The following is a 14,711-nucleotide window of genomic DNA, read 5'->3' as shown; positions in this document are numbered from 1 at the left end:
TCGCGCGTCCGGTCCCTTCGGGGTCGCGCGTACGGTCACACGGCGGCCTTCTTCAGCCGGCGGCGCTCGCGCTCGGACAGGCCGCCCCAGATGCCGAAGCGCTCGTCGTTGGCGAGGGCGTATTCCAGGCACTCGGAGCGGACCTCGCAGGCGAGGCAGACCTTCTTGGCCTCTCTGGTGGAGCCGCCCTTCTCGGGGAAGAAGGACTCGGGGTCGGTCTGGGCGCACAGTGCGCGCTCCTGCCAGCCGAGTTCCTCGTCCGCGTCGTCGACCAGCAGTTGCTGCACCAGCTCGGTCATGTGCGCCCCTCGTCTGTCTCGCGTCCCCGTGCGTAGCCGTCACCGATTTCGGCTGAACGACACGAGTGAAATTACAAGTGTGCTGCTCCGGGCGAGTCAAGCCGAGATCTGCTATTGGGCCCGTTATTCACTCTGCGGAACCAAGGCCATGCGGAAAGTGTTCAAATCGGCATAAACCTTGACACGCAGCCGGACCCACGGAGACGTCCTTCTCCGTACAGATCCCCTGTACGGAGAAGGACGTCTCCGTGTTCGATGCCGTTCCGCGAGGCTCGAGCGCTCGGATGTGCCCCATGTGTCCCGAGACCCCGATGAGCAAACCTTTCGCCTGGGAAATAAACCGGATGAGGTGAAACATGTCCCACATACCGGGCGCAGAGTTGACACTGCGCGTGTGAACCGATGTCCTAGTGGGCATGCTCGCGAACTTGGCACCCACCTCGACCCGCACCCGCGGGTCCCTCGGTGCCGCCCGCGCGCGCTGTAGCTGTTGCTGCTGTCCCAGCTGTTGAGCCACGCCCGCTCCGGCTGTTCCCGAGCCCATCCCGGCTCGGCCGCGTCCCGCCTTGCCTGATCCCCCTCATCCGGGGCATCCCGCCCGCCCGCGACCCGGGCGGACCGCACGCGTCACCCCAGCTCCGGCCCCCACTCTTCCGCCGAGGACCACCGCACCCCCATGAACAGCGACAACGACCTCCAGATCGCCGGCGACATCCTCGAAGTCCCGCACCTGCTCCAGCCGCCGCGCGAACACCCGGCCACCGTCGCCGAGTTCGTGGGGCTCGCCCGCTCGATCGCCGCCGACCGGGACCAATGGGCGCACCTGGTCCGCTTCGACGCCACCACCCGCTGGTACCACCGGCTGCGCACCGGCCCCGGCTACGAGGTCTGGCTGCTGTCCTGGCTGCCCGGGCAGGGCAGCGGACGGCACGACCACGGCCGCTCCTCGGGGGTGCTCACGGTCCTGGAGGGCGCGCTCACGGAGCACACCGTGCGCGGCACGCGCGCGCTGGGGGCGGGTGCCCAGCGGGTGTTCGCGCCGGGGTACGTCCACGAGGTCGTCAACGACGCGCTGGAGCCGGCGGTCAGTCTGCACGTCTACCACCCCGGGCTGACCGAGATGCCCATGCACGCCTCCCCGCACTGCGCGGCGCGCGCGGTGACCGCCTGACGCGGTGTCGTATCCGCCTGCAAGACTTGCCCCATGCGCATTGTGGTTCTGGCAGGCGGCATCGGCGGTGCCCGTTTCCTGCGTGGTCTGAAGCGGGCCGCGCCGGACGCGGACATCACGGTCATCGGCAACACCGGCGACGACATCCACCTCTTCGGTCTGAAGGTCTGCCCGGACCTGGACACGGTGATGTACACGCTGGGCGGCGGCATCAACGAGGAACAGGGCTGGGGGCGGACGGACGAGAGCTTCCACGTCAAGGAGGAACTGGCGGCCTACGGCGTCGGACCGGAGTGGTTCGGGCTCGGCGACCGGGACTTCGCCACGCACATCGTGCGGACGCAGATGCTCGGTGCCGGTTACCCGCTCAGCGCGGTCACCGAGGCGCTGTGCGACCGCTGGCGGCCGGGCGTGCGGCTGATCCCGATGACCGACGACCGCGTCGAGACCCACGTGGCCGTCGAGCTGGACGGCGAGCGCAAGGCGGTCCACTTCCAGGAGTACTGGGTGAAGCTGCGCGCCTCCGTCCCGGCCCGGGCGGTCGTCCCGGTCGGCGCCGAGCAGGCCAAGCCGGCCCCGGGCGTCCTGGAGGCCGTCGCCCAGGCGGACGTGATCCTCTTCCCGCCGTCCAACCCGGTGGTGTCCATCGGCACGATCCTCGCCGTGCCCGGCATCCGCGAGGCCATCGCGGACGCGGGCGTGCCCGTGGTCGGCCTCTCCCCCATCGTCGGGGACGCGCCCGTGCGCGGCATGGCCGACAAGGTGCTCGCCGCGGTCGGCGTGGAGGCCACGGCCGCCGCCGTCGCCGAGCACTACGGCTCCGGGCTGCTGGACGGCTGGCTGGTCGACGCCGTGGACGCGGGCGCGGTGGAGCGGGTCCAGGCGGACGGCATCCGCTGCCGCGCCGTGCCGCTGATGATGACCGACGTGGAGGCCGCCGCGCAGATGGCGCGGGAGGCGCTCGCGCTGGCCGAGGAGGTGCGCGCGGCGTGAGCACGACGGCGTCCGCCGCGGCGGACGAGCGGCCGGAATTCCGCGTCTGGGCCCTGCCCGGCATCCCCGAGGTGCGGCCGGGCGACGACATCGCCAAGCTGATCGCCGAGGCCGGGCCCGGTCTGGCCGACGGGGACGTGGTGATCGTCACCTCCAAGATCGTCTCCAAGGCGGAGGGCCGGATCGTGCGGGCCGCCGACCGGGAGTCCGCGATCGACGCCGAGACGGTCCGGGTGGTGGCCCGGCGCGGCACGCTGCGCATCGTGGAGAACCGGCAGGGCCTGGTGATGGCCGCCGCCGGGGTCGACGCCTCCAACACCCCCGCCGGGACCGTACTGCTGCTGCCCGAGGACCCGGACGCCTCCGCGCGCGCCATCCGGACCGGGCTGCGCGAGGCCCTCGGCGTCAACGTCGGGGTGCTCGTCACCGACACGTTCGGGCGACCTTGGCGCTCGGGCCTCACGGACGTGGCGATCGGCGCCGCCGGGGTGCGCGTGCTGGACGATCTGCGCGGCGGCACGGACGCGTACGGCAATCCGCTGAGCGCGACCGTCGTCGCCACGGCGGACGAGCTGGCCGCCGCCGGCGACCTGGTCAAGGGCAAGGCGGCGGGCCGCCCGGTGGCCGTCGTGCGCGGGCTGCCCCACGTCGTGGAACCCGGAGCCGCCGGTGCGGCGGACGAGGGCGCGCGGGCGCTGGTGCGCACCGCCCGGGACGACATGTTCCGGCTCGGCACCTCCGAGGCGGTCCGGGAGGCCGTCACCCAGCGCCGCACCGTGCGGGCGTTCACCGACGCCCCCGTGGATCCCGGCGCCGTCCGCCGCGCGGTGGCCGCGGCGGTCACCGCGCCCGCCCCGCACCACACCACCCCCTGGCGGTTCGTGCTGCTGGAGTCGGCGGAGTCGCGGGCCCGGCTGCTCGACGCGATGCGGGACGCCTGGATCGCCGATCTGCGCCGGGACGGCAAGAGCGAGGAGTCCGTCGCGAAGCGGATCCGGCGCGGTGACGTGCTGCGCCACGCGCCGTACCTGATCGTGCCGTGCCTCGTCATGGACGGCTCGCACACCTACGGGGACGCCCGGCGCGACGGTGCCGAGCGGGAGATGTTCGTGGTCGCGATGGGTGCGGGCGTGCAGAACCTGCTGGTCGCGCTGGCCGGGGAGCAGCTGGGCTCGGCGTGGGTGTCGTCCACGATGTTCTGCCGGGACGTGGTGCGCGAGGTGCTGGGGCTGCCGGCGGACTGGGACCCGATGGGCGCGGTGGCGGTCGGCCGGCCGGCGGAGGACCCGAGGCCCCGGCCGGCGCGGGACGCGGAGGCGTTCGTGGAGGTGCGCTGAGCACCTACCCTCGTAAAGCGGAACAGACCCCTCCGGAACATCCCGGCCGGCCCCTCTAGGACTCCTCGTGGCAGGACGCTTTCCCCAGCGGCCCACGCGTACGACCGTGCGCGGCGGGCAGGTCGCCGTGCCCGCGGGGGTCCCCCGGCAGGCGGCGGCGCCCGCGCGGGCGCGGCGGTGGGTGCCGGAGGGTCCGCTGGACCTCGGGCTGACCCTCGGGCCGCTGCGGCGCGGGCCCGCCGACCCGACGTTCCGGGCCACCGCGGACGGATCCGTGTGGCGGGCCAGCCGTACGCCCGCCGGGCCGGGCACGGTGCGCGTGCGCGTGGACGGCGGTGAGGTGACCGGCGAGGCGTGGGGGCCGGGGGCGGAGTGGCTGCTGGAGCGGTTGCCCCGGCTGCTCGGCGCCGACGACGATCCCGGGGCGTTCGTGCCCCGGCACCGGGTGGTGGCGCTGGCCCGGCACCGCCGGCCGGGCCTGCGGCTGGTCCGGACCGGGCTGGTGCTGGAGTCGCTGATCCCCTCGGTGCTGGAGCAGAAGGTCACGACCGACGAGGCGTACCGGGCGTGGCGGCTGCTGGTACGGCGGTTCGGGGAGCCGGCGCCGGGGCCCGCGGGGGCGGGCGAACGGCCGATGTACGTCATGCCGGCGGCACGGACGTGGGCGCTGGTCCCCTCCTGGGAGTGGCACCGGGCCGGGGTGGACGACAAGCGGGCGTCCACGATCCTGCGGGCCGTACGGGTCGCCGCGCGGCTGGAGCAGGCGGCGGGGATGCCGGCGGCCGAGGCCCGGGCGCGGCTGGAGGTCGTGCCCGGGGTGGGGCCGTGGACCTCCGCGGAAGTGGTGCAGCGCAGTCATGGGGCGGCGGACGAGGTGACCGTCGGGGATCTGCATCTGCCGGGCATCGTGGGGTGGGCGCTGGCGGGGGACCGGGAGGCCGACGACACGGAGATGCTGCGCCTGCTGGAGCCGTACGCCGGGCAGCGGCACCGGGCGGCCCGCCTGATCCTGCTGAGCGGCCGCGTCCCGGCCCGGCGCAAGCCGAAGATGCCCCGGGTGGACATCGGGTTGCTGTGATGCCGCAGCCGCGGTGATGGAGCCGCCGCGGGGCCGCCGGGCCCCTGGGGTGATCCCGCGGGCGGTGCGCCGGGTCGACGGTCCGGGCGTGCCGGGGCCGGACTACTGGTCGGACGAGAAGCGGAGTGCTCCCGCCGGGATGCGGGCGTCGCACCATACCCGTACGCCCTCGCGGAGTTCGTTGTCGGCGCCCACGACCGCGCCGTCGCCGATGACCGTGCCGGTGAGGACGGTGCGGGCGCCGACGCGGGCGCGGCTGCCGACGAGGGAGTCGGTGACGACCGCGCCGGGCTCGATGACGGCGCCGGGCAGGATGGCGGAGCCGGAGACCCGCGCCCCCTGGGCCACGAACGCGCCCTCGCCCACCACCGTGCCGCCGGTCACCTTGGCGTCCGGCGCCACCGTGGCCGTGGGCAGGACGAGACGGTCGCCGCGGCGTCCGGGCACCGCCGGGGAGGGCGCGCGGCCGAGCACCAGGTCGGCCGAGCCGCGCACGAACGCGGCCGGGGTGCCGAGGTCCAGCCAGTACGTGGAGTCGACCATGCCCTGGAGGTGGGCCCCGGCCGCCAGCAGGTCGGGGAAGGTCTCGCGCTCCACGGAGACCGGCCGGCCCGCCGGGATCGTGTCGATGACCGACCGCCTGAAGACGTACGCCCCCGCGTTGATCTGGTCGGTGACGATCTCCTCCGGCGTCTGCGGCTTCTCCAGGAAGGCCAGCACCCGGCCGGTGGGGTCGGTGGGGACCAGGCCGTAGGCCCTCGGGTCCGTGACCTGGGTCAGGTGCAGCGAGACGTCCGCGCCCGCCGTCTCGTGGGTGTCCACCAGCGCCCTGATGTCCAGGCCCGTCAGGATGTCCCCGTTGAAGACGAGCACCGGGTCGTCGGGGCCGGAGCGCAGCCGCCCGGCGACGTTGCGGATGGCGCCGCCCGTGCCGAGGGGCTCCTCCTCGGTGACGTATTCGATGTGCAGGCCGAGCGCGGAGCCGTCGCCGAAGTACGGCTCGAAGACCTCGGCCAGATAGCTGGTGGCGAGGACGACGTGCTCCACGCCCGCCGCGCGCGCCCGCGCCAGCTGGTGGGTGAGGAACGGCACCCCGGCGGCCGGGACCATCGGCTTGGGCGTGTGCACCGTGAGCGGTCGCAGCCGGGTGCCCTTGCCGCCGACCAGGAGGATCGCTTCTGTCACCTGTCGTCTCTGCTTCCCGCCGGGCCCGCCCGAACTGCTCGTCTCACTCGTTTCGGCCGGTCAGTGTAGGCAGATCGGCCGGCGGCGTCCGCGCCGGCCGCGCGGTGTCCCACGGGATCGGCGCGCGGTTTCCCCCGTCCGCCGCGCCTCAGCGCCCCTGGTAGCGCGCCGCGCCGGTGCGGACCGTGCCCAGCTTGGCGTACAGCTGCTTGCCGGGGCACTCGGTGGCGAACCCGTCCCGGTGCCCGGACAGCACGTTCAGCCGTACCTTCTTCCCCTTGGGGTAGAGGTTGCCGCCGCCGGACGTGAGGTAGGTCTTCGCCCTCGGGTCGACGCCGTGCAGGCCGAGCTTCCACGCGGCCAGCCGGGCGACGGCCGTCACCGCGGCGCCCGCCGGCTTGGTCGTGCCGTAGGTGCCGAGCACGGCCACGCCCATGCTGTCGGTGTTGAACCCGAGGGTGTGCGCGCCGAGCACCGCCTTGGCCACGCCCCCGGCCCGGCCCTCGTAGAGGGTGCCGCACTTGTCGACGAGGAAGTTGTAGCCGATGTCCCGCCAGCCCAGGCTCTTGACGTGGTAGCGGTAGATGCCGCGGATGACGGCGGGGGCCTGGGCGCAGGTGTACTTGTTGCCCGAGGCCGTGTGGTGCACGAAGGCCGCCTTGATCTTCTTCGTGTAGACGAACCCGCGTTCGCGCAGTGACTCGTCGGCGCCCCAGCCCCGCCGCGTGACGATGTTCGGACGCGGCCCGATGTACGGCTTGCCCCGCACCGGCCCCTGAAGCCTCGTCAGCTCCGCCACGGTGGCCGGCCCGTCGAGTGCCGGGATCTCGGTGGTGCCGAAGGCGGCGATGCCGGCGTTGGCGCCCGAGGCGGCGATCGCGGCCTCCGTGTCCAGCCCGGTGTGCGGCGGGTCGTCGACGGGCGTCCCCGCCCGCCCCCGCGCGCCCGGCCCCGCCGCCGTCCTCCCCGGGTCCTGCCCCGGGTCGACCAGTTCCACGCGCAGCCCCTGCGGCAGCGCCCCGTGCCCGTTCCCCGCGCGCCCGTCGCCGCCCGGCCCGTCGGCCCGCACCCGTACGTCCACGCCGTCCGAGGGACCCACCCACAGCGGCGCGGTCGCCCCGCGCACGCCCCGGGCGGCGCGTTCCGCCGTGCCCGGGTCGGCGCCGTGGTCGGCGGTGTGCGTCCCGACGTCCTGCCAGCCGGTCCACGCCCCCGTCAGGGCGGACCGGGTACGCACCCGCACCCGGCCGCGCAGCTCGCTGCCGGGGTCGTCCCAGACCACGCCGACCAGCGCGAACCGGGCGAGGCCGGTGCGGCGCAGCCCCTGGTCCGGGGGCGCGTCGGGGGCGCGCTCACGGTCGAGCGGGACGAGCGGCAGCGAGCGCGTGCTGCCCGCGACCGCGTCCCCGGCCCGTCCGCCCTCGGCCGCGGCGGGCGGGGCCGGGACGAGGGCGAGGGCGAGGACCGCCGCGCAGGCGGTGCCGGCCGAGCGGACGACGAGCGGGGAGACGCCGGAAGGGGAAGTGAGGAATCCACGCATGCGCCCGATCTTGGACATAACCATGTAAATCTGTCCATAGGTCAACTGACGGACCGTCGGACGGCGCTCCGCCGAACCGGTGGCCCGTTCCTCCCTGCGCGCGCCCGGCCGCGCGTACCCTGTCCCGCGTGAACGCCACCGATCGCACCCCCGCCGACCTGCTGACTTCCGCGCTCGCCGCGGACCCCGGCCGCCCGCTGGTGACCTTCTACGACGACGCCACGGGCGAGCGTGTCGAACTGTCCGTGGCCACCTTCGCCAATTGGGTGGCCAAGACCGCCAACCTGCTCCAGGGCGACCTCGCCGCCGGGCCCGGCGACCGTGTCGCGCTGCTGCTGCCCGCGCACTGGCAGACGGCGGTGTGGCTGCTGGCCTGCTCCTCGGTGGGCGTGGTCGCGGACGTCGGCGGGGACCCGGCGGCGGCCGACGTCGTGGTGAGCGGTCCCGACACGCTGGAGGCCGCGCGGGCCTGCCGGGGCGAGCGGGTGGCGCTGGCGCTGCGGCCCCTGGGCGGGCGGTTCCCGCAGCCGCCCGAGGGGTTCCTCGACTACGCCGTGGAGGCGCCGGGCCAGGGCGACCGGTTCACCCCGTTCGCCCCGGTGGACCCGCGGGAGCCGGCGCTCGTCGTCGCCGGGCGGGAGTTCACCGGAGCGGAAGCGGTCGAGCGGGCCGCGGCCGAGGCGCCCGCGCTGGAGCTGACCGGACCCGGCTCGCGGCTGCTGTCGGGGCTGCCGTACGACACCTGGGAGGGGCTGAGCGCGGGGCTGTACGCGCCGCTGGCCGTCGGCGGGTCCGTGGTGCTGTGCCGGAACCTCGGCCGGCTGGACGAGGAGGCCCTCGCCAAGCGCGTCGAGAGCGAGCGGGTCACCGCGGTCCGCCGCTGAGGCGGTCCGCGACCCCCGGCCGCCGCGCCCCGGAACTCCGCGTCACCCGTTCGGCGCAGCAAAGGGCGCTCCCCCTCCCCTGCCCCGCCATCGTCGTAAGTGCAGCACGTGACGCTCGTACGGCATGAGGGGACGGCCCATCGTGACCGACACCGCAGGCACCTCCCTCGGTACCGGTTCCGGGGCCTCGGCCACCGGCGACGGGCTGATACGGCGTCGGCGGCGGCGCCGGCTGCGGAACTCGGCGCTGGGGGCGGCGGTCCTCCTCCTCGCCGCCGCCGGCGCCGGCTGGGCCGGTTACGCCCGACTCAGCGCCAACATCACCCCCGACGAGGCCGCCGCCGCCGAACTGGCCCGCTATGAACGGGAGCGGCCCACCGCGCTGGTGCGCGACGCGCAGAACATCCTGGTGATCGGGTCCGACACCCGGGCCGGGGACGCCAACCGCGGGTACGGCAAGGGCGTCGTCGGCCAGCGTTCGGACACCACGATCCTGCTGCACCTGGCCGCGGACCGGACCAGCGCCACCGCCGTCTCGCTGCCCCGGGACCTGATGGTGGACATCCCCTCCTGCCGGCGGGAGGACGGCACGCGCGGCGATCCGGTGTTCGCGATGTTCAACCACGCCTACGAGGTGGGGGGTTCGGCGTGCACGATCCGGACCGTGGAGAAGCTCACGGGCATCCGCGTCGACCACCACATGGTGCTGGACTTCGCCGGCTTCAAGGAGATGGTGGACGCCGTCGACGGCGTGGAGGTGTGCCTGAGCGAACCGGTGGACGACAAGGCGGCGAAGCTGCGGCTGCCCGCCGGGCGCATCACGCTGGACGGGGAGCAGGCGCTCGGGTACGTGCGCGCCCGCAAGTCGCTCGGCGACGGCAGCGACACCGACCGGATGAAACGCCAGCAGCGGTTCCTCGGCGCGCTCGTCGACAAGGTGCGTGGCGACGCCGTACTGCTCAATCCGGTGAAGCTGTATCCGCTGCTGGACGCGGCGACCTCGGCGCTGACCACCGACCCGGGGCTGGCGAGCCTGCGCGGGCTGTACCAGCTGGCACGCGGACTGCGCGACATCCCCGCCGAACAGGTGCGGTTCCTGACGGTCCCGAGGACGTCGTACGTCTACGACGCCAATCGCGACCAGCTCGTGGAGCCGGAGGCGGAGAAACTGTTCGCGCGGCTGCGGGCCGACCGGCCGGTGGCGGTGACCCCGGAGAATTCACCGGAAGTTCCCCGGCAGGACACGGGCGCGGGCGGCCCGGACGGCCCCGCGCCCGCCCCGACGTTCCGCGGGTACACCGCCGCCGAACACACCTGTGAGTGAGCCGTCCACCGGAAACGGCGCACTCCGGTTCGGAAAATGAGGGGGATTGCCCGGTTGTAGGAACGTCGAATTTGTCACCGGCGTCGCCCGACGCTGAACTGGGCGGATAGTGTGAGCGATCCGGTGCACCTGGCCGCGAGGTCCGTCCTGGGTCGTGCACTGTTTCACCGAGACCCGAGCGCCTTGGAGGGGGAAGGCGCCGCGTGGCCCCGACGGAGGATTCGGACAACCGTGGACGCGCAAGGCCGTGGGCGGGCGGACAACATCGACCCCGCAGACCAGTGGGTGCTCAATCCGGACACCGGCGAATACGAACTGCGACTGAGCCCTTCCGCAGCGCAGCCGCCGGTTCCCGGACCGCGCAAACCGTCCGCACCGGACGGTGGCGCGGCGGGCCGCCGTGCCCGGCGGCAGGGCGGGGAGAACCCGCAGCCGGACAAGGAAGGCCGGCAGTCGTCCCGGGCCGAGCGCGCCTCCGAGGTGCCGGCGCCCCGCTCGGCCCGGCGCCGGGGCGCGGAGCCGGAGGCGTCGCAGGGCCGGCGCGCGTCCCGGCGTCCGCCGAAGAAGAAGTCGCGGGCGAAGAAGGTGCTGCTGTGGACCGGCGGGTCCATGGCGTTCGTGCTGGTCGCCGTGTCGGCCGCCGGCTACCTCTACATCAAGCACCTCAACGACAACATCACGTCCGTGTCCGACGACGGTGCCAGCACCGGTGGCTTCCGCAAGGACGAGGCGATCAACATCCTGCTGATCGGCACCGACAAGCGCACCGGCAAGGGCAACGAGGGCTACGGCGACGCGGGCAGCGCCGGCCACGCCGACACCACGATCCTGCTGCACGTCTCCAAGGACCGGTCCAACGCCACCGCGCTGAGCATCCCGCGCGACCTGATCGTCGACGTCCCGGACTGCCCGACCGAGCAGGAGGACGGCACCCAGAAGATCATCCCGGGCTCCGAGCGCGTCCGCTTCAACACCAGCCTCGGGCAGGACGACCGGACGCCGAGCTGCACCATGCGCACGGTGACCGAGCTGACCGGGATCAAGCCGGACGACTTCATGGTGGCCGACTTCAACGCGGTCAAGACGCTGACCGAGGCGGTCGACGGCGTCGAGGTCTGCCTGGCCAAGGACATCGACGACCCGGACTCGCACCTGAAGCTGCCCAAGGGCACGCACACGATCTCCGGTGAGCAGGCGCTGGCGTTCGTGCGCACCCGGCACTCCGTCGGCTTCGGCGGCGACCTGAGCCGGATCGGTCTCCAGCAGCAGTTCCTCGGCGCGCTGATGCGCAAGCTGAAGGGCAACTCCACGCTGACCAGCCCGACGAAGATGGTGAAGCTGGCCGAGGCCGGCACCAAGGCGCTGACCGTGGACGACAAGCTGGACGACATCAACCGGCTGAAGGACCTGGGGCTGGAGCTGGGCAAGCTCAACCCGAAGAACCTGACCTTCACCACGCTGCCGGTCAAGGACAACCCGGCCGACGGCACCGTGCACAAGACGGTGATCGTCGATACGGCGATGGCCCCGCAGGTGTTCGAGGCCATCCAGAACGACGTCTCCTTCACCGAGGTGAAGAAGAAGCAGAAGGCGGCGAAGGACGCCCAGGCCGCCCGGCTGAAGGGCACCCAGGCGCCCGCCTCCGACGTGCGGGTGCGCGTCCTCAACGGCGGGGCGGAGACCGGCAGCGCCCAGGCGGTGCTCGCCTGGCTGCAGAACGACGAGGGCGTCACCAAGTCGGAGAACGGCGGCAACGCCCCCGCGAAGCTGGCCAGGACAACGCTGGAGTACGCGCCCGACCAGGCGGCCCAGGCCCGCCGGCTGGCCGCGGTCATGGGCCTGTCCGGGGCCGCGATGAAGCCGGGCGAGAGCGTGACCAACGCGCAGGGGCTGCCGGCGATGACGCTGACCCTGGGCAAGGACTTCAAGGGAGCGGGGATCTCCCTGACACCTCCGACGAAGGCGCCGGCGGTCGACAAGTCCACGGCGGACAAGGTGAAGTGCGCCTCGTAGGTAACCCATGGGGCCCGTCGTGCGTCTAACCGGACGCGGGACGGGCCCGCTGCTTGGCGCAAGGGTGGGGAGGGCAGGGAATTTGGCGCAGAGCGAGGTGCGCGGGAAGGCTCCGGCGGTCGAGGAGGCGGCGGCGCGCGCGCCCCGGACCCCGGGCGCGCCGGCGGGTCCGGGACGGCGAGGGGGCAGGCGGCGTTCGGGCGGTGCGCAGACCGACCGGCGGCGGCGCAGAAGGCGGGTGCTGCGCTGGTCGGCGACGGTGCTGGCGGTGGTGATACTCGGCACCGCGGGTGCCGGATATCTCTACTACCAGCATCTCAACGACAGCCTCCAGAAGGGGCGGCGCGCCAACGGCGACGACTCCAAGGCGCACCGGACCGCGCCGAACGCGGCGGGCCAGACTCCGCTGAACATCCTGCTGATCGGCTCCGACAGCCGGAACTCCAAGGAGAACCTGAAGCTCGGCGGCAGCAGGGACCACGTCGGCGACCCGCCGCTGGCGGACGTGCAGATGCTCATCCACCTCTCGGCGGACCGCAAGAGCGCCGCGATGATCAGCATCCCGCGCGACACCCGGGTGGACATCCCCGCGTGCACGGACCCCGACACCGGCAAGGAGTATCCGCCGACGAACGACATCATCAATGTCACCCTGGCCCGTGGCGGGGCCGGCTGCACGCTGCTGACCTGGGAGAACCTCACCGGGGTCTATATCGACCACTGGATGACGATCGACTTCGCGGGCGTGGTGCGGATGGCGGACGCGATCGGCGGCGTCGACGTCTGCGTGAACCAGAACGTGTCGGACCATTCGACGCCCACCGTGCACGGCGGGTCCGGGCTGAGGCTGACCAAGGGCACGCACAAGGTGAAGGGAAAGCAGGCCCTGCAGTGGCTGCGCACCCGGCACGCCTGGGGCGACGACCTGATGCGGGCCCGCGCCCAGCACATGTACCTGAACTCGATGATCCGCACGCTCAAGCAGCAGAACGCGTTCACCGACACCGGCCGGCTGATGGACCTGGCGGACGCGGCCATCAAGTCGCTGCACGTGTCCGAGGAGATCACCACGGTCAAGAAGCTCTACGACCTCGGCATGCAGATGAAGTCGGTGCCGACCGACCGCATCACCTCCGTGACCATGCCCAACCTGAAGGACCCGCAGAACGAGAACCACGTCGTCCCCGACGAGGAGAACGCCGACAAGATGTGGCGGATGCTCCGGGACGACGTGCCGTTCGACAAGAACGGCGGGAAGTCGGACGGGAAGAAGAAGGCGGCCGCGAAGCCGGACAAGAAGCCCTCGCTGGACCCGGCCCGGCTCGGGGTGCTGGTGCGCAACGCCACCCGGACCTCCACCGACGCCGCGGTGCCGCAGCGCGCCTCGGCGGTCGGCCAGGTGCTGGTGGGCAAGGGCTACGCCCGGGCGCAGGCCGACACCTCGGGCAGCCTGGCCGAGGACAAGACGCTGGTGCGCTATCCGAGCGCGGACCTGGAGGGCGACGCCCAGGCGGTGGCCCGGGCGCTCGGCATCCCGGTGGCCCAGGTGCAGAAGTCGACCGACGTCTCGGGGGTCACGGTCGTCGTCGGCGCGGACTGGCGCTCCGGGGCGGCCTACCCGAAGAAGTCCGAGCCCAAGGCCGGCGACCTGCCGGAGAACTCCGACGCCGTCAACGGCTCGGACACCTCCAAGTGCATGGACGTGTACGCCCCCTACCGCTGGTAGCGGCCGGCGGACCGGCGCCCGGGGCCCCCGCACGGGGGCCCCGGCGCGGCATCAGGCGTGGACCGCGGGCCGGCGGGAGGCGATGACCCTGCGCGCCAGCGACTTCGGGCTGGTCAGGAAGCCCCAGCCCCACGACATGTGCATGGTGGCCAGGGCCACGGGTATGCGCAGCCGGGCCTTCGCCGGCAGCCCCTTGCCGGCCGGGACCGAGCCCGCGACGATCGCGGCCAGGTAGCCGCCGGGAACCACCAGGCCCCAGGGGGTCAGCGCGACGCCGGCGACCAGGCCCGCCGCGATCGCGCACACCGCCACCGGCGGGGCGAGGTAGCGCAGGTTGATGGAGCCGGAGTGGTAGCGGGCGACGACGTGCCGCCAGCGGCCGTAGTCCTTGTACTGCTTGGCCAGCGCGCGCACCGACGGCCGCGGCCGGTACGACACCCGCAGTTCGGGCGAGAACCAGATCAGGCCGCCCGCCTCGCGGATCCGGAAGTTCAGCTCCCAGTCCTGGGCGCGGATGAACTCCTCGTTGTAGCCGCCCTGCTGCTCCAGCGCCTCGCGCCGGAACACGCCGAGGTAGACGGTCTCGGCGGGGCCGGCCCGGCCACCGGTGTGGAACGCCGCGTTGCCGACGCCGATCTTCGACGTCATCGCGGCGGCCACCGCGTGCTCCCAGGCGTTCTCGCCCTCGGCGTGCATGATGCCGCCGACGTTCTGCGCGCCGGTCTCCTCCAGCAAGCGCACGGCGGTGGCGATGTAGTTCGGCGAGAGCATGCCGTGGCCGTCCACGCGGACCACGATCGGATGCCGGGACGCCTTGATCGCCGCGTTCAGCGCGGCCGGGGTGCGGCCGGTCGGGTTGGGCACGGTGTGCACGCGGGGGTCCGCGCGGACCAGCTCGGCGGCGATCTCGTCCGTGCGGTCCGTGGACGGACCGAGGGCGATCACGACCTCCATCTCGCCGGCGTACTCCTGCGCGAGGATCGCTTCGACGGCTCCGCGCAGATGCCGTTCCTCGTTGAGGACGGGCATGATCACGGACACTGCGGGGAGCCGCACGTCGGGCTTGGCGTTCATAGGGGCCTCACGTTACCGCGAACGGGGGACACGGGTGCGCGCCGCCGGGGCCGCGGCGCGGGCTGGAGATCGTATCGGCCTACTGTG

At 73.4% G+C, this 14,711-nt stretch carries 12 protein-coding genes; 8 read left to right on the top strand and 4 right to left on the bottom strand.

Annotated features, from left to right (window positions below):
• Positions 1 to 35: 35 nt before the first annotated feature.
• On the bottom strand, positions 36 to 299 hold the full coding sequence (locus ACZ63H_RS21440) for a WhiB family transcriptional regulator (RefSeq protein ID WP_003975777.1): 264 nt from the start codon (positions 297 to 299) through the stop codon (positions 36 to 38).
• A gap of 676 nt (positions 300 to 975) precedes the next feature.
• On the opposite strand from ACZ63H_RS21440, the gene ACZ63H_RS21435 reads away from it, so the two are divergent.
• The 4 genes from ACZ63H_RS21435 (at position 976) to ACZ63H_RS21420 (ending at position 4,878) form a co-directional block, all read left to right on the top strand.
• Positions 976 to 1,470, top strand: coding sequence for a cysteine dioxygenase (locus ACZ63H_RS21435; protein ID WP_469867267.1), 495 nt, complete (start codon positions 976 to 978; stop codon positions 1,468 to 1,470).
• 33 nt (positions 1,471 to 1,503) lie between these two features.
• The gene (gene cofD / locus ACZ63H_RS21430) at positions 1,504 to 2,463 is read left to right on the top strand and encodes a 2-phospho-L-lactate transferase (RefSeq protein ID WP_469867265.1); all 960 of its coding nucleotides are present in this window, start codon (positions 1,504 to 1,506) and stop codon (positions 2,461 to 2,463) included.
• The gene (locus tag ACZ63H_RS21425) at positions 2,460 to 3,800 is read left to right on the top strand and encodes a coenzyme F420-0:L-glutamate ligase (protein WP_469867263.1); all 1,341 of its coding nucleotides are present in this window, start codon (positions 2,460 to 2,462) and stop codon (positions 3,798 to 3,800) included. Before cofD ends, ACZ63H_RS21425 begins: the two co-directional genes overlap by 4 nt.
• 67 nt (positions 3,801 to 3,867) lie before the next feature.
• Positions 3,868 to 4,878 (top strand): DNA-3-methyladenine glycosylase family protein, encoded by a 1,011-nt coding sequence (locus ACZ63H_RS21420; RefSeq protein WP_469867261.1) that lies wholly within the window; start codon positions 3,868 to 3,870, stop codon positions 4,876 to 4,878.
• A 102-nt stretch (positions 4,879 to 4,980) separates the two neighbouring features.
• On the opposite strand, the gene manB is transcribed toward ACZ63H_RS21420, so the two are convergent.
• Both manB and ACZ63H_RS21410 read right to left on the bottom strand, forming a co-directional pair.
• Positions 4,981 to 6,063 carry a mannose-1-phosphate guanylyltransferase gene (gene manB, locus ACZ63H_RS21415; protein ID WP_469867259.1) on the bottom strand — a complete coding sequence of 361 codons (1,083 nt, stop codon included), beginning with the start codon at positions 6,061 to 6,063 and terminating at the stop codon, positions 4,981 to 4,983.
• A 148-nt stretch (positions 6,064 to 6,211) separates the two neighbouring features.
• Positions 6,212 to 7,621 (bottom strand): peptidoglycan recognition protein family protein, encoded by a 1,410-nt coding sequence (locus ACZ63H_RS21410; RefSeq protein WP_469867294.1) that lies wholly within the window; start codon positions 7,619 to 7,621, stop codon positions 6,212 to 6,214.
• 110 nt (positions 7,622 to 7,731) lie between these two features.
• On the opposite strand from ACZ63H_RS21410, the gene ACZ63H_RS21405 reads away from it, so the two are divergent.
• The 4 genes from ACZ63H_RS21405 to ACZ63H_RS21390 all read left to right on the top strand — a co-directional run bounded on the left by ACZ63H_RS21405 (position 7,732) and on the right by ACZ63H_RS21390 (position 13,550).
• Positions 7,732 to 8,487, top strand: coding sequence for a TIGR03089 family protein (locus tag ACZ63H_RS21405; protein WP_469867257.1), 756 nt, complete (start codon positions 7,732 to 7,734; stop codon positions 8,485 to 8,487).
• A gap of 142 nt (positions 8,488 to 8,629) precedes the next feature.
• Positions 8,630 to 9,811: an LCP family protein gene (locus ACZ63H_RS21400; protein ID WP_469867256.1), complete on the top strand. Its 1,182-nt coding sequence runs from the start codon at positions 8,630 to 8,632 to the stop codon at positions 9,809 to 9,811.
• A gap of 231 nt (positions 9,812 to 10,042) precedes the next feature.
• Positions 10,043 to 11,824 (top strand): LCP family protein, encoded by a 1,782-nt coding sequence (locus ACZ63H_RS21395; protein WP_469867254.1) that lies wholly within the window; start codon positions 10,043 to 10,045, stop codon positions 11,822 to 11,824.
• 238 nt (positions 11,825 to 12,062) lie between these two features.
• Positions 12,063 to 13,550, top strand: a complete 1,488-nt coding sequence (locus tag ACZ63H_RS21390; RefSeq protein ID WP_469867252.1) for an LCP family protein — start codon at positions 12,063 to 12,065, stop codon at positions 13,548 to 13,550.
• A gap of 51 nt (positions 13,551 to 13,601) precedes the next feature.
• Here ACZ63H_RS21390 and ACZ63H_RS21385 read toward each other — a convergent pair whose 3' ends face one another.
• Complete coding sequence (locus ACZ63H_RS21385; protein ID WP_469867250.1) at positions 13,602 to 14,624, bottom strand: glycosyltransferase family 2 protein; 1,023 nt, start codon at positions 14,622 to 14,624, stop codon at positions 13,602 to 13,604.
• Positions 14,625 to 14,711 lie beyond the last annotated feature (87 nt).

The sequence above is a fragment of the Streptomyces sp. NPDC104831 genome (genome assembly GCF_055583025.1).
The sequence above is the reverse complement of the archived record's forward strand: the minus strand, read 5'-3'. Positions and strand labels throughout refer to the sequence as shown.

Excerpts from the sequence above, each read along its gene's own strand:
- ACZ63H_RS21440 (WP_003975777.1), bottom strand. The coding sequence starts at position 299 with ATGACCGAGCTGGTGCAGCAACTGCTGGTCGACGACGCGGACGAGGAA.
- ACZ63H_RS21435 (WP_469867267.1), top strand. The coding sequence starts at position 976 with ATGAACAGCGACAACGACCTCCAGATCGCCGGCGACATCCTCGAAGTC.
- cofD (WP_469867265.1), top strand. The coding sequence starts at position 1,504 with ATGCGCATTGTGGTTCTGGCAGGCGGCATCGGCGGTGCCCGTTTCCTG.
- ACZ63H_RS21410 (WP_469867294.1), bottom strand. The coding sequence starts at position 7,621 with ATGTCCAAGATCGGGCGCATGCGTGGATTCCTCACTTCCCCTTCCGGC.
- ACZ63H_RS21385 (WP_469867250.1), bottom strand. The coding sequence starts at position 14,624 with ATGAACGCCAAGCCCGACGTGCGGCTCCCCGCAGTGTCCGTGATCATG.